A 17,749-nucleotide genomic window follows, 5' to 3' on the forward strand; every position below is an offset into this window, starting at 1 on the left:
TTGTGCCTTTACTCTGCCGCAGCCTGGAAATTGTTGCGGGCCAGTGCCGAACACTCCGCCATCACCGCCGAAGCGCGTGCGATCGGGTTCGTGAGATAGAAGTCTTTGATCGTTGACGCAAACCCGGACTTGCCCAAGCTCACCGGTTTTTTGGCAAGCGTTGCAATATCATCCGCGGATCCTGCGGCAATGCCGTCGAGATCGGCGAAATGCGGGTATGCGGCATAAAGCTTGGCGCGCAGCTGCGACAGCGAATCAAACGGCAGCTTCTTGCCGAGAACATCCGAGAGCGCCCTGAGGATCGCCCAGTCTTCGCGGGCTTCACCCGGTGCAAACCCGGCACGGTTGCCCATCTGGACGCGGCCTTCAAGGTTGACCCAGGTGCCGGACTTTTCCGTGTAGGTCGCGCCGGGCAGGATGACGTCGGCATGGTGCGCGCCGGCATCGCCGTGGCTACCGATATAGACGGTGAACTTGGCGTGCTTGGACGTGAATTCCATTTCGTCTGCGCCGAGCAGGAAGAGAACATCCATCGAGCGCAGCATGGTCGCGGCATTCGAGCCGTTCGGGCCCGGCACGAAGCCGAGATCGAGACCACCGACGCGCGAGGCTGCCGTGTGCATGACGCCAAAGCCGTTCCACTCTTCCGAGACAGCACCGACGGAGGCAGCAAGGCTTGCAGCGGCGGCGAGAACGCCTTCGGCATCATCGCGCACCAGCGCGCCCGAGCCGACGATGATCATCGGCTTCTTGGCACTGCGCAGCTTTTCAAGGAAGCCATGCGATCCGTTGACGAGATCCGACAGCGTATCCGTGCCGGCGCCGAGATATTCGTAACCGTAACGCATGTCGCCCCCCTCCCCGATCACGCCGATCGGGAAGTTGCCGCGACGCCAGCGCTTGCGGATGCGGGCGTTCATCACGGCCGCTTCGTAACGCGGGTTGGCGCCGATAAGGAGAAGCGCGTCGGCCTGCTCGATGCCTTCGATTGTGGGGTTGAAGATGTAGCTGGCGCGACCAAGCGACGGATCGAGTTTGGCGCCATCCTGGCGGCAGTCGAGATTCTGCGAACCGAGCGCGGTCAGCAGTTCCTTCATCGCGTACATTTCTTCGACGGAGGCGAGATCACCGGCGATTGCGCCGATGCTGTTGCCGTTCGTTGCCGACACGGCCGTCTTGATGGCGGCGAAGGCTTCGCTCCAGCTGGCCGGCTGAAGGCGGCCGTCACGGCGCACGTAAGGCCGGTCGAGGCGCTGCGTCTTCAGGCCATCCCAGATGAAACGGGTCTTGTCGGAAATCCATTCCTCGTTCACCGCCTCGTTGACGCGCGGCATGATGCGCATGACTTCGCGGCCACGGGTATCGACGCGGATGGCGGAACCGACAGCGTCCATGACGTCGATCGATTCGGTCTTGCCAAGCTCCCACGGACGCGCCGTGAAGGCGAACGGACGCGAGGTGAGCGCACCGACCGGGCAAAGGTCGATGACGTTACCCTGCAGTTCCGACGTCATGGCATGTTCGAGATAGGTGGTGATCTCGGCATCCTCGCCACGGCCGATGAGGCCCAGCTCCGAAATGCCGCCGACTTCGGTGGTGAAACGAACGCAGCGTGTGCAGTGAATGCAGCGGTTCATCACGGTCTTGACGAGCGGGCCAATATACTTGTCTTCTACGGCGCGCTTGTTTTCGGTGTAGCGCGAGGCATCCATGCCGAACGCCATCGCCTGGTCCTGCAGGTCGCATTCGCCGCCCTGGTCGCAGATCGGGCAATCGAGCGGATGGTTGATGAGGAGAAACTCCATCACCCCTTCGCGCGCCTTCTTGACCATCGGCGTGTTGGTGAAGACTTCCGGCAGTTCGCCGTTCGGGCCACCGCGGACGTCGCGCACACCCATGGCGCAGGAGGCAGCCGGCTTCGGCGGTCCACCCTTCACCTCGATCAGACACATACGGCAGTTTCCGGCCACCGAAAGGCGTTCATGGAAACAGAAGCGCGGCACTTCGGCGCCGGCTTCCTCGCACGCCTGCAACAGCGTGAAGTGATCCGGAACCTCGATCTCTTTACCGTCAACCTTGAGCTTTGCCATCGTCACTTACGTCCTGTTTCCAGTCCCCTGCCCTCATAACGAAAAGGCAGCGACACATTCGTCACCGCAGCAGGTTTTTTGCCTGCGCGATCCAACCATCTTTCGCAATGCGGCCATCGAGCTGAAGCTCCTGGTCGAAATGCTCTACATCCTTGTCCGTCCAAGCGGCGATATGCGCAAACCGCGTCACACCCATGCCGTTCAGCAGGTCTGCCAGTTTCGGGCCGATGCCGGTGATCGTCTTCAGATCGTCGACGGCCTTTTGTCTCTTCGGCTGTGCCTTTGCGGCAGCCTTTGTCGTTGCCGGCTTTGCAGCCTTGGCGGGAGCAGCCTTTGCAGGCTTGGCCGCCGTCTTCACCGGTTCAGCCTTGACGGGCAGAGCGCCGGTATCAGCGCTTGCGGCCTCAGGCTTTACCTTTGCAATCCTTGCCGGCTTTGGCTTTGCCGGGGCTTTCGCCGTCTCAGCAACCTTGGCGGCCGGCTTTTCAGCCTTCTTGACCACGGCAGGCTTTAACTCGGCAGGTGCTGCCTGCGGGGCAGCCTCCTCTTGCGCCTTGGATGCGGCTGCCGCCTCAGTTTTTACGTCCGGCTTCACGTCCGGCTGAGGTGCCTTCTCCGGTGCTGCCGTTTTGGCCTCCGGGGTCGGCCGTGTCGCCGCCTCCATCGAGGCCTGCATCATCCCGAAGAACGCCTGGGCAAACTGGGCGCCGATCGCCATGCCGGCGGCCGTTGCTGCAGCCATGGCCGCCATCGGATTGTGGAGTGACTTGGCAGAGGTCTCGTCGGCAAAAGGCAAAGTGAAACCGAGCGGCGGTTTCTCCGCAGCCTGATCCTTGTCCTTGTTGTCCGATCCGCTTGCCATGATGTTACTCCGCAGCCTCCAGAACAGCACCCTCGCGGGTGGCATTTGCCGAATACTGATCGATGCGCGCTTCAATTTCCGGACGGAAATTGCGGATGAGGCCCTGGATCGGCCAGGCCGCGGCATCGCCCAGCGCGCAGATCGTGTGACCTTCGATCTGCTTCGTCACCTGCAGCAGCATGTCGATTTCGCGCTTCTGGGCATTGCCCTTCACCATGCGCTCAACAACGCGCATCATCCAGCCCGTGCCTTCGCGGCACGGCGTGCACTGACCGCAGCTTTCATGCTTGAAGAAGGCAGCGATCCGCCAGATTGCCTTGATGATATCCGTCGACTTGTCCATGACGATCATGCCGCCGGTGCCGAAGGAGGATTTCACCTCGCGCATGCCGTCGAAGTCCATGATGGCATCCTTCATGTCCTCGCCCTTGACGACAGGACAGGACGCGCCACCGGGGATGACGGCGAGAAGATTGTCCCAGCCACCGCGGATGCCGCCGCAATGATGCTCGATGATCTCACGGAAGGTGAGGCCCATCTGCTCTTCGAAGGTGCAGGGCTTGTTGACGTGGCCGGAGACCATGAACAGCTTGGTGCCGACATTGTTCGGGCGGCCGAAGGACGAGAACCAGGAAGCGCCACGACGCAGGATGGTGGGTGCCACGGCAATCGATTCGACGTTGTTGACGGTGGTCGGGCAGCCGTAGAGGCCCATGTTCGCCGGGAACGGCGGCTTCAGGCGCGGCTGGCCCTTCTTGCCCTCGAGGCTTTCGAGAAGGGCTGTTTCTTCGCCGCAGATATAGGCGCCGGCGCCGTGGTGAACGTAGATGTCAAAGTCCCAGCCGCACTTGTTGTTGGCGCCAAGGATGCCCGCATCATAACATTCGTCGATGGCAGCCTGCAGGGCTTCGCGTTCGCGCATATATTCGCCGCGCACGTAGATGTAGGCGGTGTGGGCACCCATGGCGAAACCGGCGATCACGCAGCCTTCGATCAGCGTATGCGGATCGTGGCGCATGATTTCGCGGTCCTTGCAGGTGCCAGGCTCCGATTCGTCGGCGTTGACCACGAGATAATGCGGCCGGCCATCCGATTCCTTCGGCATGAAGGACCATTTGAGACCGGTCGGGAAGCCGGCGCCGCCGCGGCCGCGCAGGCCCGACGCCTTCATCTCGTTGATGATCCAGTCACGGCCCTTTTCGATGATCTCGTTCGTGCCGTCCCAGTGGCCACGGCTCATGGCGCCTTTCAGCGACTTGTCCTTGAGCCCGTAGATGTTGGTAAAGATGCGATCCTGATCTTTCAACATGACCTATTCCACCAGTCCGCCGCCACATCGGGTCGGCTTGTCAATTCCGTGATGCGCCCGGATGCCGGGCGCGGTGCAAGGCTTTTTAAAAACCTTACGCTTCGTCTTTCCCAGGCTTTTCCGTGCCGGCAACAGCGCTGCCTTCCGCGGGTGCGCCTTCGGCCGTGCTGCCGACAGCCTTCGGATCCGGCTCGCTCTTTTTCGTCGCCGATCCTGCTTCCGCAGCCTTGTCATTGGCTTCCGACGCGGCCGGAGCCGTGACCGGCGTCTTCACCGACGGATTGGTCTCAGTCGCGGTATCCTTGGGACGCGCCGCTTCCGCCGGCGGAACGGACGTGCCTTCGGCTGCGGGTGCTGCCGGCTGCGGATCAAGATTGGTGCGCACCGGCTTGATCTCGTCGTTCAGCGTCACCGGGCCACCTTCAGGTGCCGATGTCAGGCGGTCGATCTGCGGGCCGGTTTTGACTTCGGCGCCCTTGCCTGCCTCGAACGCATCGATGATCTCTTCCAGACGCTCCGGCGTCAGGTCTTCATAGGCATCCTTGAAGATGATGACCATCGGCGCGTTGACGCAGGCGCCCTGACATTCCACCTCTTCCCACGACAGCGTGCCCGCCTCGTTGCGGTGCAGCGGATCGTGATGGATCTTGCGCTTGCACACATCCATCAGCGCTTCCGAACCGCGCAGCATGCACGGCGTGGTGCCGCAGACCTGGATATGGGCCTTGGTGCCGATCGGCTTCAGCTGGAACTGGGTGTAGAAGGTCGCCACTTCGAGCACCCGGATATAGGGCATCTCGAGCTTCTGCGCGACGAATTCGATCGTCGCACGGGTGACCCACCCTTCCTGTTCCTGCGCGCGCATGAGCAGCGGGATGACCGCCGATTGCTGGCGGCCTTCGGGATATTTCCGGATCGTCGCCTCAGCCCACGCGGCATTATCCGCAGTGAAGGCAAAGGCTGCCGGCTGGAACTGATCTTCGGCTAGTCGACGAACGGACATTCTTTCTCACGCCTTATCAATTGACAGAACCGCACCGCGATTTCGTGAGGGTCACGAATTCGCAGGCATAGGCAGATGCACCCTTTTGCAGGAAAACGATGAACTTCGTTCCATTGGGCACGGCCGCCTTGATTTCATACTCTCTGGAAACGAGTTCCGCCATGGTCGCCGTCGATCTGCCTGACGATGTCGACGGCTGTTCCGCCGTCTGCGCAAGCGCAGACGGGGCAACAGCCACAAGACAGGCGATGATCGACAGGCGTCGCATCAGCGGTCCACCTCTCCAAACACGATATCGATAGAGCCGAGGATGGCCGAGACGTCAGCCAGCTGGTGGCCGCGGCAGAGGAAATCCATCGCCTGAAGATGCGCATAACCTGGCGCGCGGATCTTGCAGCGATACGGCTTGTTGGTGCCGTCGGACACCAGATAGACGCCGAACTCGCCCTTCGGCGCCTCGACGGCCGCATAGACCTCGCCTTCCGGCACGTGGAAACCTTCGGTGTAGAGCTTGAAGTGGTGGATGAGTGCTTCCATCGACCGTTTCATCTCGCCACGCTTCGGCGGCACGACCTTGCCATCCAGCGCCGATACCGGGCCGGTCTTGGCATCCGACAGCAGGCGGTTGACGCACTGCTTCATGATCTTCACCGATTCGCGCATTTCAATCATGCGGATCAGGTAACGGTCGTAGCAGTCGCCGTTCTTGCCGATCGGAATGTCGAAATCGAGATCCGCGTAACATTCGTAAGGCTGCGACTTGCGCAGGTCCCAGGCAGCGCCCGAGCCGCGCACCATCACACCGGAAAAGCCCCAGGCCCAGCAGTCTTCGAGCTTCACCACGCCGATATCGACGTTACGCTGCTTGAAGATACGGTTGCCGGTGATCAGGCTGTCGATGTCATCAAGGGCTGCCGGGAAGGCATCACACCACTTGCCGATATCCTCGACCAGTTCCACCGGCAGATCCTGGTGGACGCCGCCGGGACGGAAATAGGCAGCGTGCATGCGCGAGCCGGAAGCGCGCTCATAAAACACCATCAGCTTTTCGCGCTCTTCGAAACCCCAGAGCGGCGGCGTCAAGGCGCCGACGTCCATGGCCTGCGTGGTAACGTTCAGAAGATGCGACAGGATGCGGCCGATTTCGGAATACAGCACGCGGATCAGCTGGCCCCGGATCGGAACCGTGATGCCGAGCAGCTTTTCCACCGCCAGACAGTAGGCATGCTCCTGGTTCATCGGCGCGACATAATCGAGCCGGTCGAAATAGGGCAGCGCCTGCAGATAGGTTTTCGTCTCGATCAGCTTTTCGGTGCCGCGATGCAGCAGGCCGATATGCGGATCGACACGCTCGACGATTTCGCCGTCCAGCTCCAGCACAAGACGCAGAACGCCGTGGGCCGCCGGATGCTGCGGACCGAAGTTGATGTTGAAATTGCGAACGTCGTGTTCAGTCATCAATGCGCTCCGCGCCTGGGGCCAATAGCCAATAGGCAATAGGCAGTAGGGCTTTAATCAGTGGTTCGACCATTGCGTTCTTCCTGCAGGCTTCGGATCAGCGCACGCAACATTTTTCCGATTTCCTCGCTCATCGTCAAAACGATCTGGATTCTGTCTCTGGAGACGAACCCGAGGCGGGAACTGAGAATAAAATGCGTCTCCAACTCCTTCAGAGAACCCTGAGCGATTTTCAAATGCTGGACATAGGCGCCCGTCGCATTTCGACCGTGACCTTCCGCGATGTTGGCGGGAACGGAACTTGCCGACCGCCTGATCTGCGAGATGAGGCCATATACCTCTTCTCGCGGGAAGCTCTTGGTTACCTCATAGCCCTCCACTGCAAGATCCATAGCGCGTTGCCACACTTTCAGATCCTGGTAGGAGTTGATCGTCGTCGGCCTGATCCTTCTCGTCTATTGGCTACTGCCTATTGCCCAAATCCTACTTCGCCGCCTTCTCATCCCCCGGAAGCACGTAATCCGTGCCTTCCCAGGGGCTCAAGAAGTCGAAGCTGCGGAATTCCTGTCGCAGTTCCACCGGTTCGTAGACAACGCGCTTGGCGCTGTCGTCGTAGCGAACCTCGACGAAACCGGTCGTCGGAAAGTCCTTGCGCAGCGGATGCCCCTCGAAACCGTAATCGGTAAGGATGCGGCGCAGGTCCGGGTGGCCGGTGAACAGGATGCCGTAGAGATCCCAGGCTTCGCGCTCGAACCAGTCGGCACCCGGAAAAAGACCGGTCAGCGACGGCACGGCGACGTCTTCGGCGGTTTCCACCTTGATGCGCACACGCATGTTCTGGCGCGGCGACAGGAAGTGGTAGACCACATCGAAACGCTTTTCGCGCTTGGGCCAATCGACGCCGCAGATGTCGATGAAATTGATGAACCCGCACTGCACGTCGTCACGCAGGAAGGTGACGAGCGCGATCAGCTTGTCGGCATCGGTCTTCAGCGTCAGTTCACCATAGGCAACCGACGAGGACGACACGAGACCCGGCCGCGCTTCGGCAAGGTATGCGGCAAATTCGTTCAGGGCTTCACTCATGATCTGTCCTTGCCCTCAACGTTCGATCGTGCCGGTGCGGCGGATCTTTTTCTGCAGCAGAAGCACGCCGTAGAGCAGCGCTTCGGCCGTGGGGGGACAGCCGGGAACATAGATATCCACAGGCACCACCCGGTCGCAGCCACGCACCACCGAATAGGAATAGTGGTAATAGCCGCCACCATTGGCGCAGGAGCCCATGGAGATCACGTAACGCGGCTCCGGCATCTGGTCATAGACCTTGCGCAGAGCCGGCGCCATCTTGTTCGTCAGCGTGCCAGCAACGATCATCACATCGGACTGGCGCGGCGAGGCGCGCGGCGCAAAACCAAAACGCTCCACGTCGTAACGCGGCATGGAGACCTGCATCATCTCGACCGCACAGCAGGCAAGACCGAAGGTCATCCACATCAGCGAGCCGGTGCGCGCCCAGTTGATCAGCTCATCCGTCGAGGTGACGAGAAAGCCCTTGTCGGCCAACTCGTTGTTGATCTCGCCGAAGAAGGCATCGTCGCTGCCGATGGGCTTGCCGGTATTGGGATCGATGATCCCCTTCGGGCTTGGCGCGATCATGGTCGTGTTGTTATCCACTACTCCCATTCCAGCGCTCCTTTCTTCCACTCATAAATGAAGCCGATGGTGAGGACGCCGAGGAACACCATCATGGACCAGAAGCCGAACCAGCCGATTTCACCGAAGGACACGGCCCAGGGAAACAGGAAGGCGACTTCCAGATCGAAGATGATGAACAGGATCGACACCAGGTAAAAACGAATGTCGAATTTCATGCGCGCATCGTCAAATGCGTTGAAACCGCATTCATAGGCCGACAGCTTTTCGGCATCGGGCGCCTTGTAGGCCACGGCAAACGGCGCAATCAAAAGCGCCAGGCCGATCACAAGGGCAATACCGATAAAAATCGCGATCGGGACATAGGAACTGAGGAGTTCTGTCATGGTATTCGATCCCTGCTTGCCAAGCAGTGCCCGGGCGGCACTTAAGCGAATGCGCGGCAAGCGAACGTGCATTGCAACAAGCCGTGACTAGCGCAGCCAAGAGCCGCGCGCAAGACTTTTGACGGCCACACCTCGAACCAAAACGGGACAAAATGCCGCCACCGAACGGTGTTGATTTAGACTCAACTTCCGGCGCGCCGAACAGCAACCATTTTTACGACGGCGAAAATAAAGTTGATCTTTTTCATCAAGATAGACCGCAGCAGCTGAGCTGCAACTGATATGCACGCCGACCCCGGCGACAGCACCCGATCCAAAACCCGCCCGCGGGCGGCGTCGAAGCTCATTTAGGGTCCGGCCACACCGGTTTCAACGCGGTTTGCAATATATTATTAGCTTTTTCTTGAGGACCTGTGCCCGCCCTGGCGCGCGCGAATGGCGCAGACGCCCGGCACCTTCCGGCAACGGTGGTCTTCGCGTTAACAGATGAACAACACAGAAAACCGCAAAGACAGGATCACGAGAAAATGACTGGCAGCCGCACCGGCCGGGGACACGCAACACCGACGCCTCAAGGAGTGACGTAACAGCGACAAACCAGTGCAGGAGGCCACTTGCGCCGTGCGACACAGCAAGCGGCAGAACAGTCGGCGCGCATCGCGACATGATGCAGCGCAGCAAAATTGTTTTCCACAGCCCTCCCCCGCCACAAGGGCCGGATGACGCAGCAATGGGAAAGCACACCGGCAAACGCCACCGCCTGCCAGAGGCAGAAGACGGCGCAATGACGGGCGCCTTTACGGCGCCACACACTGCAAAAAATATTGGAGGAGAAATGAAAAATGGCGCGAGTGACGGGGCTCGAACCCGCGACCTCCGGCGTGACAGGCCGGCACTCTAACCAACTGAGCTACACCCGCGCATTTTTCGTAATGCCGTTCGGCATTCGTCGGCCCGAAGGCCTGTTTCTTTTTTATCAGGAATGGCGCGAGTGACGGGGCTCGAACCCGCGACCTCCGGCGTGACAGGCCGGCACTCTAACCAACTGAGCTACACCCGCTTATTCCTGAGAGAGGAAGAAACTTCCCCGTCGACCGGCGTAACCAGTCGATGAGCGGCTCTCTAAGGGGTTCTCCAAAGGGTGTCAAGCAGGTTTCAAGACAAAACCGTGACGCAGCGAAATTTGTCTGCCTTCCCACCGCGACCACCAACCACTCCTGTGGACGGTTGATCATGACCATCTGCTCAAATAGCCGGATTCTAAAGGGTTTTGGCTTCTTCTCTTCCGGTCGCGGCAAAAAAAATCAAAAAAACTTCACAAACACTCTTGCGTCTTTTCCGCGATCCGCATAGATCACGGCCACCGACGCAGCGGACACAAACCGCGGGGACGTCAGGGCGATTAGCTCAGTTGGTAGAGCGCCTCGTTTACACCGAGGATGTCGGCGGTTCGAGTCCGTCATCGCCCACCATTTTCCTTTTTTTTTAAATTTTGTTGCGGTCGCTGGCGCTTTTACGCGTTGCTTGGGTGCCGCTTGTCCGTGCGCGGAAGCGCGTGCGGCCCCCTCACCCTGCCTCCGCTTTGCTCGGCAGACCTCTCCCCGAGGGGAGAGCGACTGTCTTTGCAGTCAAGCGTTTTGCCATGGTTTTTGGTCCCGGATGATGGCGTTGAGCATGGTGAGGAGTTTGCGCATTGTTGCGACGATGGCGACGATCTTGGGTTTGCCGGCTGCGACGAGACGGTCACGAAAGGCTTTGAGCACGGGGTTGTGCCGGCTGGCGACGAGGGCTGCCATGAACAGCACGGCCCGCACTTTGCCCCTGCCGCCGCCAATGAAGCTCTTGCCTTTCCACGTGCCCGATTGTCGGGTAAAGGGTGCCAGACCCGCCAGCGATGCGATCTGACGTCGATCGAGACTGCCCAGTTCCGGCATCTCGGCGAGCAGCGTGCGAGCGGTGGCGGCCCCCACCCCCGGCACCGATGTCAGCAGCTGCTCGCGCACCCGCCACAGCGGCGACCTGCGGATATGTTCATCGAGATCGGCGTCGAGACTTTCCAGCTCGCGCTTGAGGGCTTTCAGCAACCGCGTAATGCTCTTCTGGGCCTCTTTCGCCAGAACCATGCGCGCCCGGTTTTCCTCGGCCACGATCATCTGGACGATCTGCCGCCTGCGGGCCACAAGTGCCGACAAAGCCTGGGTTTCCAAGTCTTTGAGCGGTCTCAGCTCTGGCTGGGTCGCAATCACGAAAGCGGCAATCACTGCCGCATCGATCGGATCTGTCTTGGCGCGACGGCCGATCGCATTGGCATAAGAACGCACCTGCGCCGGATTGACCACGAGGACGGCAAAGCCCGCCGAAGACAGCGCCGCCACCGCCAGCATCTCAAACCCGCCGGTTGCTTCCATGGCAACGGCATCGGCTTTGATCGATTGCAGTCGCGAGACCAGATCTTCGACGCCCGCATGCGTATTTTCCACCGCAAACGTCACACCGGATGGCGCCACGGCGATATCCAGACGATCCTTCGAAACATCGATCCCAACAACGATATCCATCTTTTCCCATCCTTGCCTAAACGGACTTTGCCTGCGCAAGCGGTCCTGGCGACTGTTCGGGTTCGATGGAACGGCGGACGGAGACCCTTGCTCTCCCACGGGCTTGGTGTCCCAAAGGTTTGTCGGTCTCCCATCCGCCACCGCATCGGGCAGTACACACCCAAATGCGGCTATTGGGAAGTTACAAGGGGATCACTGGCGCCGCGGTGCTGTCCCATCTTTTGTTTGTCACCGGAAGAATTACAGGTCCCACGCCATTAGGCCCGCGAGAGAATCGCAGGGCGCGTCACAGCTCCCCTTCTCCCCAGCGGGGAGAAGGTGCCGGCAGGCGGATGAGGGGGCGGCCCGGCGTTTCGCGTCAATCAGCGAGCCCCCAACACACACCTCTGGACACCCTGCCCCGCCTCTGGCACAAGCGCGCCAGAACGCGACTGCCGTTATCTTTAGAACGGGGTCGGGCGGCAGATTGACGTCACGCTGCTGCCACGAGGATACGTGGCCGTTCTTTTTCCCTGAAATTTTTTGATTCGATTCGACCCGCAGAGCCGCCACCGGCGACCGCTCGATGACGCGATGGCGGCTTTACAGCTGTAAAGCTGCCCGATGTTCGACATACCACTCGACAAAGGCCCGCACGCCCTCTTCCAGGCAGATCTCGGGCTTCTGACCGGTCAGTGCCACCAGAAGGTCCGGACTTGCGTAGGTGCGCGGCACGTCGCCCTGCTGCATGGGCAGCATTTTCTTGGCGGCGGGTTTTCCCATCACCTTTTCGATCGTATCGACAAAATCCATGAGGCCGATCGGCTGGCCGCCGCCGATGTTGACGACGCGGAACGGCGCCTGGTGCGACAGCGTGTCCTCGATGCCTGAGGTCGTGACACGGTTATCTTCGGACGGCACCACATGCGACAGCCCGATGATACCGGAGACAAGGTCGTCGATATAGGTGAAATCGCGACTCATCAGGCCTTCGCCGTAAATCTCGATTTCCGCGTCTTCCAGCATCGCCTTGACGAACTTGAACAGCGCCATGTCCGGCCGGCCCCAGGGGCCGTAGACGGTGAAGAATCGAAAGGCGGTCGTCGGCACCTTGTAGAGATGGGAATAGCTGTGCGCCATCAGCTCCATCGCCTTTTTGCTGGCGGCATAAAAGGTCAGCGGCTCATCGGCCTTGTCGCCTTCGCCGAACGGGATCTTTTCATTGGCGCCGTAGACCGATGAGGTGGAGGCGAGCATCAGGTGGCGCACGCCGGCATTCTTGGCCAGTTCCAGCACGTTCCATGATCCGACAAGGTTCGAATCAAGATAGGCTTTGGGGTTTTCCAGGCTGTAGCGCACGCCCGCCTGGGCCGCGAGATGGATGATCACTTCCGGCGCCCCGACATCCGCAGAGGTTTCCAGCGTGCTCTCCAGCAGGCGCTGGTCCTCCAGCATGCCGATGACCGGGCGAAAGGCGGGAAACTGCGAGAGCGCCGCGTGGCGGGCTTCCTTCAGGTGCAGGTTGTAATAGGGCGTCATGCCATCAAAGCCGGTAACGTGGTGCCCCTCCTCCAGAAGACGGCGGGCAAGATGAAAGCCGATGAAGCCCGCGGTTCCGGTGATGAGGTAATGCATGAGGTCACTCCAGTCTGTGGCGGCGGATAGAAAAGCATTCGCCGCCGATATGCAACCGCATCGGTCATCTTGTCGATGCCCGACAGGGTGTCAGGCCGACCTGCGCTCAGCGGGCGGGTTTATTGCGGCCTGGATTTGTCCCGCTCGCCGCGCGCCTCCTTCAGCATCAGCGTCAGCGAGGCCGACAGGATCAGCAGCGCGCCGATCCATAGCGAGCCGCTGGGCGCATAACCGAAGACAACAAAACCGGCGAGCACGTTAAGCGGCAGCTTCAGATCGTCAAAGGGCTGCACATAGGCCGCATCCGCCGCATTATAGGCAAGGGTCAGCAGATACTGGCCAAAGGCCGTCAGCAAGCCCGCCAGAAGCAGCAGCCAGAAGACCGGGCCGGTCGGCACCACAAAACCTTCCGCCAGCGCCAGGCCCGCATTGATGGGCGTCAGCAGCACCAGCAGCCAGACGGTGACGGTTTCGGCACTCTCGTAGCGCGTCAGGTTCTTCATGATGAGCGAGGACCCGCCCCATAAAAGCGCCGAGAGGATGGGCAGGAGCGCTTGCGGCGAAAACTGGTCCGACCACGGCTGCAGGATGATCATCGCGCCACAGAAGCCGGCAAGCGTGGCAAGCCAGCGATGCAACCCCACCTGTTCGCCGAGAAACAGCCGCGCACCGACGATGACGAAAAACGGCGAGGTCATGACCAGCGCAATGGCCTGCCAGATCGGCACCGTGGCAAGCCCCATGATCCAGGCCTGAACGCCAAGGGCTGCCAGCACCACGCGCACCGCATGGCGGCCGGGATAGGCCGTGCGCATGGCCGACAATCCAAGGCGCCGCAGCAACGGCAGAGACAGCAGAAGCGCCAGGCCATATTGCCAGAAGGCGATGGAAGCCGGCGCCACGGCAAGACGCATGGAGAGCCACTGCGTGACGACGTTCAACGCCGCAAAGGCAATGCCTGCCGCGACCATAAAGGCGGCGCCAGCAAAGGCCCTTGAGCGGACAAGGGAGGTAAATTTCGACGTGCTCATGCCATTCCTCTTCGAACCTGCTGGAAAACGCCAACAGGGACGGCGGGGACGACAAGGCGATGCGCGCCGCCTCTTCATGAGACAGACGCGCACGTCTTGCGGCCGCCACACCGGCAGATGCCGATGCAACAGCCGGGCACAGCCCAGCGCAAACCGCATGGGCTGGCCTTCCCCGCTCTCTTTCATCCGGACTGTGACCGTCGGCTCCGGCATCTGACCGGATCTGCTGACCCCGCATGGCGACAAGACACCGTGCGGGCGCTCGCGGGCTTGAAGCATCATGCTTCCTACCGCCGGTGGGGAGTTTCACCCCGCCCCGAGAACGTTGCCGGAGAACCGGCACTGTCATGGTTAAGCGCCGCAACAGAAGATTGCAAGGTTGCCTATCCTGCGGGCAGACGGGCCGGCGCAAATCTTGGCCGTTTTCGAAACAGCCGTCGTATAAAAAACTTCGGCCCAGGAACGGAAGAACCGATCCTGGGCCGAGGGGTATTTCTAGGTTTGGCGAGGCGCTGGCCGTACGACCGGAACGATCGCGGGCGGGCCTTGCCAAAGAGGCGGCCGGGGCAGACGCCACCGGCGACCGCTGTCGACAGCTTAGCTGTTGACGGCGTCCTTCAGGCCCTTGCCGGCCGAGAACTTGGGAACGTTGCGGGCCGGAATATCGACTTCGGCGCCGGTCGAGGGGTTACGGCCCTTCGAAGCTTCACGGCGGGAGACGGAGAAGCTGCCGAAGCCGGCGAGGCGGATATCGCCACCGTTCTTCAGTTCGCCCTGGACCGTCTCGAACACGGCGTCAACAGCAGAAGCTGCATCAGCCTTGGAAAGACCGGCCTTTTCAGCAACAGCAGTCACCAACTCGTTCTTGTTCATGTTTCCACCCCTTTCAATGGTTTCACACAATGGATCTGACGGGGCGACAACGGAACGCCGACCCCTTCGCAAACCCAAAAGCTCCGCGATCGCCTGAAAAACAAGGGGCTTTAGCGAATTTGCACAAAAAAGGCCGGCGTTTTGCCGGCCTTTTTTTCGTTCTGCAGTGGTTTTGCACAGGTTGGCGCCATCAGTGGGCGACAGCTGCCCCGGTCTCGTCCACCCCGTCCACCGTGGCGATGACAGGCGTTTCCACCGTGCCGTCCCATTCGATGGGCTGTGGTTCGCGAACCAGCGCGTGGCGGATGACTTCACCCATGCGCGAGACCGGGATGATTTCCATGTTGTTCTTCACGTTATCCGGAATCTCCGCCAGGTCCTTGGCGTTTTCTTCCGGGATCAGCACCGTCTTGATGTTGCCGCGAAGGGCAGCCAGCAGCTTTTCCTTCAGGCCACCGATGGGCAGCACGCGGCCGCGCAGCGTGATCTCGCCGGTCATCGCGACATCCTTGCGAACAGGAATGCCGGTCATGATCGACACGATGGCGGTTGCCATGGCAACGCCGGCCGACGGTCCATCCTTCGGGGTTGCCCCTTCCGGCACGTGAACGTGGATATCCGACTTATCGAAGCGTGGCGGCTCAATGCCGAAATCGACGGCGCGCGAGCGGACATAGGATGCCGCTGCCGAAATCGATTCCTTCATCACTTCCTTCAGATTGCCCGTCACCGTCATACGGCCCTTGCCGGGCATCATTACGCCTTCGATGGTCAAAAGCTCGCCGCCGACTTCCGTCCAGGCAAGACCCGTGACAACACCCACCTGATCCTCGCCCTCGGCTTCGCCGTGGCGGAAGCGCGGAACGCCCAGATAGTCGTTGATATTGGTCGCAGTCACCTCGATCGATGTCGACTTGCCCTTGATGATCTCGGTCACCGCCTTGCGGGCGAGCTTCATCAGTTCACGCTCGAAGTTACGCACGCCGGCTTCGCGGGTGTACTGCTGGATGATCACCATCAGGGCCTCGTCCGTCACCGAAAATTCTTCCGGCTTCAGGGCGTGTTCCTTGATCGCCTTCGGCAGCAGGTGACGCTTGGCGATTTCGCGCTTTTCGTCTTCCGTGTAACCGGCGATGCGGATGATTTCCATGCGGTCCATCAGGGGCGCCGGAATGTTGAGCGTGTTGGCCGTGGTGATGAACATCACGTCGGACAGGTCGTATTCCACTTCAAGGTAATGATCCATGAAGGTGGAGTTCTGCGCCGGATCGAGCACTTCGAGCAGTGCAGACGACGGATCGCCGCGGAAATCCTGGCCCATCTTGTCGATTTCATCGAGCAGGAAGAGCGGGTTGGACTTCTTCGCCTTCTTCATTGACTGGATGACCTTGCCGGGCATCGAGCCGATATAGGTGCGGCGATGGCCGCGGATTTCGGCTTCATCCCGCACGCCGCCAAGCGCCACGCGCACATATTCGCGGCCGGTTGCTTTAGCGATCGACTGGGCAAGCGAGGTCTTGCCGACGCCCGGAGGGCCAACGAGGCACAGGATCGGGCCCTTGATCTTGGTGGCGCGGGCCTGCACGGCCAGATATTCGACGATGCGTTCCTTGACCTTGTCGAGACCGAAATGATCCAGTTCCAGGACCTTTTCGGCGCTGTTGAGGTCGGTCTTGATCTTCGACTTCTTCGACCACGGAATGGTCAGCAGCCAATCGAGATAGTTGCGCACGACGGTGGCTTCCGCCGACATCGGGCTCATCTGCTTCAGCTTCTTCAGCTCGGCATCGGCCTTTTCCTTGGCTTCCTTGGAAAGCTTGGTCTTGGCGATGCGGTCTTCCAGCTCGGCCATCTCGTCGCGGCCGTCCTCGCCGTCGCCAAGCTCCTTCTGGATCGCCTTCATCTGCTCGTTGAGGTAATATTCGCGCTGGGTCTTTTCCATCTGGCGCTTGACGCGCGAGCGGATGCGCTTTTCCACCTGCAGAACGGAAATCTCGCCTTCCATGAAGCCGAGCGCCTTTTCGAGGCGCTGCTTGACGCTCACGGTTTCCAGCATTTCCTGCTTTTCGGTGATCTTGATGGAGAGATGCGAGGCTACCGTATCGGCAAGCTTCGAATAATCCTCGATCTGGCTGGCAGCGCCGACGACTTCTGGAGAAATCTTCTTGTTGAGCTTCACGTAGTTCTCGAATTCCGAGACGACGGAGCGCGACAGGGCTTCCACCTCGACGGCTTCATCCTCGGGTTCTGCGAGAACGTCGGCGTGGGCTTCGTAAAATTCCTCGCGGTCGGTATAGCTGCCGATTTTTGCGCGGGCGCGGCCTTCGACCAACACCTTCACAGTGCCATCGGGCAGCTTCAGCAGCTGGAGAACATTGGCAACCGTGCCGACCGTGTGGATCGCGGACGGTGCCGGATCGTCGTCGCCGGCATTGATCTGGGTGACCAGCATGATCTGCTTGTCGGAACCCATGACTTCTTCCAGCGCGCGAATGGATTTTTCGCGTCCGACGAACAGAGGTACGATCATGTGGGGGAAGACCACAATGTCGCGCAAAGGCAGGACCGGATAGGTATCACCGCCAGGTGCCGCAGACGTTGTATTCGTCATGTCATTTCCTTTCACTCGTCCCGCTTTTACGGGATCTGGCCCAGAAACAAATCTGGACTCATCTTGTCCCTCCAAACGTGGAGGTTTCGAATGGAGTTTTCAAGCCTTGAACATCTGCACAATCGCGACGACGTCCAAGCAATCAACTGTAGAACGGGATGCTTACGCGTAACTGTAGGCTGTCGTGCCGTCTTAAGAGCGGGCCTCGGGTGTCCGGACCATTGACCGGATCTGCAGCGCTACAGGAAAAGAACAGGAGCCACCGGTCCGGGGCTCGCGTTTCCACCTGATCCTGCCGCAT

15 protein-coding genes, 3 tRNA genes, 1 pseudogene and 1 riboswitch are annotated in these 17,749 nt (G+C 60.4%); of the genes and pseudogenes, 1 reads left to right on the forward strand and 18 read right to left on the reverse strand.

Going from position 1 to position 17,749, the window contains the following annotated elements:
* Window positions 1-8: 8 nt before the first annotated feature.
* From nuoG to AC4CWH_RS09610, 13 genes and pseudogenes are all read right to left on the reverse strand, one after another.
* Window positions 9-2,090, reverse strand: coding sequence for an NADH-quinone oxidoreductase subunit NuoG (gene nuoG, locus AC4CWH_RS09550; RefSeq protein WP_491318554.1), 2,082 nt, complete (start codon window positions 2,088-2,090; stop codon window positions 9-11).
* A gap of 61 nt (window positions 2,091-2,151) precedes the next feature.
* Complete coding sequence (locus AC4CWH_RS09555; protein WP_491318555.1) at window positions 2,152-2,952, reverse strand: helix-hairpin-helix domain-containing protein; 801 nt, start codon at window positions 2,950-2,952, stop codon at window positions 2,152-2,154.
* 4 nt (window positions 2,953-2,956) lie between these two features.
* Window positions 2,957-4,261, reverse strand: coding sequence for an NADH-quinone oxidoreductase subunit NuoF (gene nuoF / locus AC4CWH_RS09560; protein WP_491318556.1), 1,305 nt, complete (start codon window positions 4,259-4,261; stop codon window positions 2,957-2,959).
* Between the two features lie 112 nt (window positions 4,262-4,373).
* Window positions 4,374-5,264 (reverse strand): annotated as a pseudogene (nuoE, locus tag AC4CWH_RS09565) (NADH-quinone oxidoreductase subunit NuoE); the annotation flags it as partial.
* 16 nt (window positions 5,265-5,280) lie between these two features.
* Entirely contained in the window at window positions 5,281-5,532 is a 252-nt protein-coding gene (locus AC4CWH_RS09570) for a hypothetical protein (RefSeq protein WP_491281813.1), read from the reverse strand.
* Window positions 5,532-6,722 carry an NADH-quinone oxidoreductase subunit D gene (locus tag AC4CWH_RS09575; protein WP_491281814.1) on the reverse strand — a complete coding sequence of 397 codons (1,191 nt, stop codon included), beginning with the start codon at window positions 6,720-6,722 and terminating at the stop codon, window positions 5,532-5,534. The genes AC4CWH_RS09570 and AC4CWH_RS09575 overlap by 1 nt, the downstream gene beginning before the upstream one ends.
* Before the next feature lie 53 nt (window positions 6,723-6,775).
* Complete coding sequence (locus AC4CWH_RS09580) at window positions 6,776-7,168, reverse strand: four helix bundle protein (protein WP_491321397.1); 393 nt, start codon at window positions 7,166-7,168, stop codon at window positions 6,776-6,778.
* 37 nt (window positions 7,169-7,205) lie between these two features.
* Complete coding sequence (locus tag AC4CWH_RS09585; RefSeq protein ID WP_491318557.1) at window positions 7,206-7,808, reverse strand: NADH-quinone oxidoreductase subunit C; 603 nt, start codon at window positions 7,806-7,808, stop codon at window positions 7,206-7,208.
* A 15-nt stretch (window positions 7,809-7,823) separates the two neighbouring features.
* On the reverse strand, window positions 7,824-8,405 hold the full coding sequence (locus AC4CWH_RS09590; protein ID WP_210102856.1) for a NuoB/complex I 20 kDa subunit family protein: 582 nt from the start codon (window positions 8,403-8,405) through the stop codon (window positions 7,824-7,826).
* Window positions 8,396-8,761: an NADH-quinone oxidoreductase subunit A gene (locus AC4CWH_RS09595; protein WP_062552634.1), complete on the reverse strand. Its 366-nt coding sequence runs from the start codon at window positions 8,759-8,761 to the stop codon at window positions 8,396-8,398. Before AC4CWH_RS09595 ends, AC4CWH_RS09590 begins: the two co-directional genes overlap by 10 nt.
* A 182-nt stretch (window positions 8,762-8,943) precedes the next feature.
* Window positions 8,944-9,108: a hypothetical protein gene (locus tag AC4CWH_RS09600; protein WP_491318558.1), complete on the reverse strand. Its 165-nt coding sequence runs from the start codon at window positions 9,106-9,108 to the stop codon at window positions 8,944-8,946.
* A gap of 496 nt (window positions 9,109-9,604) precedes the next feature.
* Window positions 9,605-9,681, reverse strand: a tRNA-Asp gene (locus AC4CWH_RS09605).
* A gap of 63 nt (window positions 9,682-9,744) precedes the next feature.
* Window positions 9,745-9,821: transfer RNA gene (locus AC4CWH_RS09610), tRNA-Asp, on the reverse strand.
* A gap of 336 nt (window positions 9,822-10,157) precedes the next feature.
* Between AC4CWH_RS09610 and AC4CWH_RS09615 the strand changes: the two genes are divergently transcribed.
* Window positions 10,158-10,233 (forward strand) — tRNA-Val (locus tag AC4CWH_RS09615).
* 156 nt (window positions 10,234-10,389) lie between these two features.
* Here AC4CWH_RS09615 and AC4CWH_RS09620 read toward each other — a convergent pair.
* The 5 genes from AC4CWH_RS09620 to lon all read right to left on the reverse strand — a co-directional run bounded on the left by AC4CWH_RS09620 (window position 10,390) and on the right by lon (window position 17,448).
* Complete coding sequence (locus tag AC4CWH_RS09620) at window positions 10,390-11,319, reverse strand: IS110 family RNA-guided transposase (protein WP_491318559.1); 930 nt, start codon at window positions 11,317-11,319, stop codon at window positions 10,390-10,392.
* 582 nt (window positions 11,320-11,901) lie between these two features.
* Window positions 11,902-12,933, reverse strand: a complete 1,032-nt coding sequence (locus AC4CWH_RS09625) for an NAD-dependent epimerase/dehydratase family protein (protein WP_491318560.1) — start codon at window positions 12,931-12,933, stop codon at window positions 11,902-11,904.
* Window positions 12,934-13,052: 119 nt separating this feature from the next.
* Entirely contained in the window at window positions 13,053-13,964 is a 912-nt protein-coding gene (locus tag AC4CWH_RS09630) for a DMT family transporter (protein WP_491318561.1), read from the reverse strand.
* A gap of 170 nt (window positions 13,965-14,134) precedes the next feature.
* Window positions 14,135-14,292, reverse strand: a riboswitch (FMN riboswitch).
* Window positions 14,293-14,561: 269 nt separating this feature from the next.
* Window positions 14,562-14,837: a DNA-binding protein HupB gene (gene hupB, locus AC4CWH_RS09635; RefSeq protein WP_245365502.1), complete on the reverse strand. Its 276-nt coding sequence runs from the start codon at window positions 14,835-14,837 to the stop codon at window positions 14,562-14,564.
* Window positions 14,838-15,027: 190 nt separating this feature from the next.
* Window positions 15,028-17,448 (reverse strand): endopeptidase La, encoded by a 2,421-nt coding sequence (lon, locus tag AC4CWH_RS09640; RefSeq protein ID WP_491281820.1) that lies wholly within the window; start codon window positions 17,446-17,448, stop codon window positions 15,028-15,030.
* Between the last annotated feature and the right edge of the window lie 301 nt (window positions 17,449-17,749).

This window comes from Neorhizobium sp. PAMB6716 (assembly GCF_058242805.1).

What these genes read in the sequence shown, in the direction of transcription:
- hupB (WP_245365502.1), bottom strand. Translation starts at nt 14,837, where the DNA reads ATGAACAAGAACGAGTTGGTGACTGCTGTTGCTGAAAAGGCCGGTCTT.
- AC4CWH_RS09590 (WP_210102856.1), bottom strand. Translation starts at nt 8,405, where the DNA reads ATGGGAGTAGTGGATAACAACACGACCATGATCGCGCCAAGCCCGAAG.
- AC4CWH_RS09575 (WP_491281814.1), bottom strand. Translation starts at nt 6,722, where the DNA reads ATGACTGAACACGACGTTCGCAATTTCAACATCAACTTCGGTCCGCAG.
- AC4CWH_RS09595 (WP_062552634.1), bottom strand. Translation starts at nt 8,761, where the DNA reads ATGACAGAACTCCTCAGTTCCTATGTCCCGATCGCGATTTTTATCGGT.
- lon (WP_491281820.1), bottom strand. Translation starts at nt 17,448, where the DNA reads ATGACGAATACAACGTCTGCGGCACCTGGCGGTGATACCTATCCGGTC.
- AC4CWH_RS09630 (WP_491318561.1), bottom strand. Translation starts at nt 13,964, where the DNA reads ATGAGCACGTCGAAATTTACCTCCCTTGTCCGCTCAAGGGCCTTTGCT.
- AC4CWH_RS09585 (WP_491318557.1), bottom strand. Translation starts at nt 7,808, where the DNA reads ATGAGTGAAGCCCTGAACGAATTTGCCGCATACCTTGCCGAAGCGCGG.
- nuoG (WP_491318554.1), bottom strand. Translation starts at nt 2,090, where the DNA reads ATGGCAAAGCTCAAGGTTGACGGTAAAGAGATCGAGGTTCCGGATCAC.
- AC4CWH_RS09570 (WP_491281813.1), bottom strand. Translation starts at nt 5,532, where the DNA reads ATGCGACGCCTGTCGATCATCGCCTGTCTTGTGGCTGTTGCCCCGTCT.
- nuoF (WP_491318556.1), bottom strand. Translation starts at nt 4,261, where the DNA reads ATGTTGAAAGATCAGGATCGCATCTTTACCAACATCTACGGGCTCAAG.
- AC4CWH_RS09555 (WP_491318555.1), bottom strand. Translation starts at nt 2,952, where the DNA reads ATGGCAAGCGGATCGGACAACAAGGACAAGGATCAGGCTGCGGAGAAA.
- AC4CWH_RS09620 (WP_491318559.1), bottom strand. Translation starts at nt 11,319, where the DNA reads ATGGATATCGTTGTTGGGATCGATGTTTCGAAGGATCGTCTGGATATC.
- AC4CWH_RS09625 (WP_491318560.1), bottom strand. Translation starts at nt 12,933, where the DNA reads ATGCATTACCTCATCACCGGAACCGCGGGCTTCATCGGCTTTCATCTT.
- AC4CWH_RS09600 (WP_491318558.1), bottom strand. Translation starts at nt 9,108, where the DNA reads ATGAGCTTCGACGCCGCCCGCGGGCGGGTTTTGGATCGGGTGCTGTCG.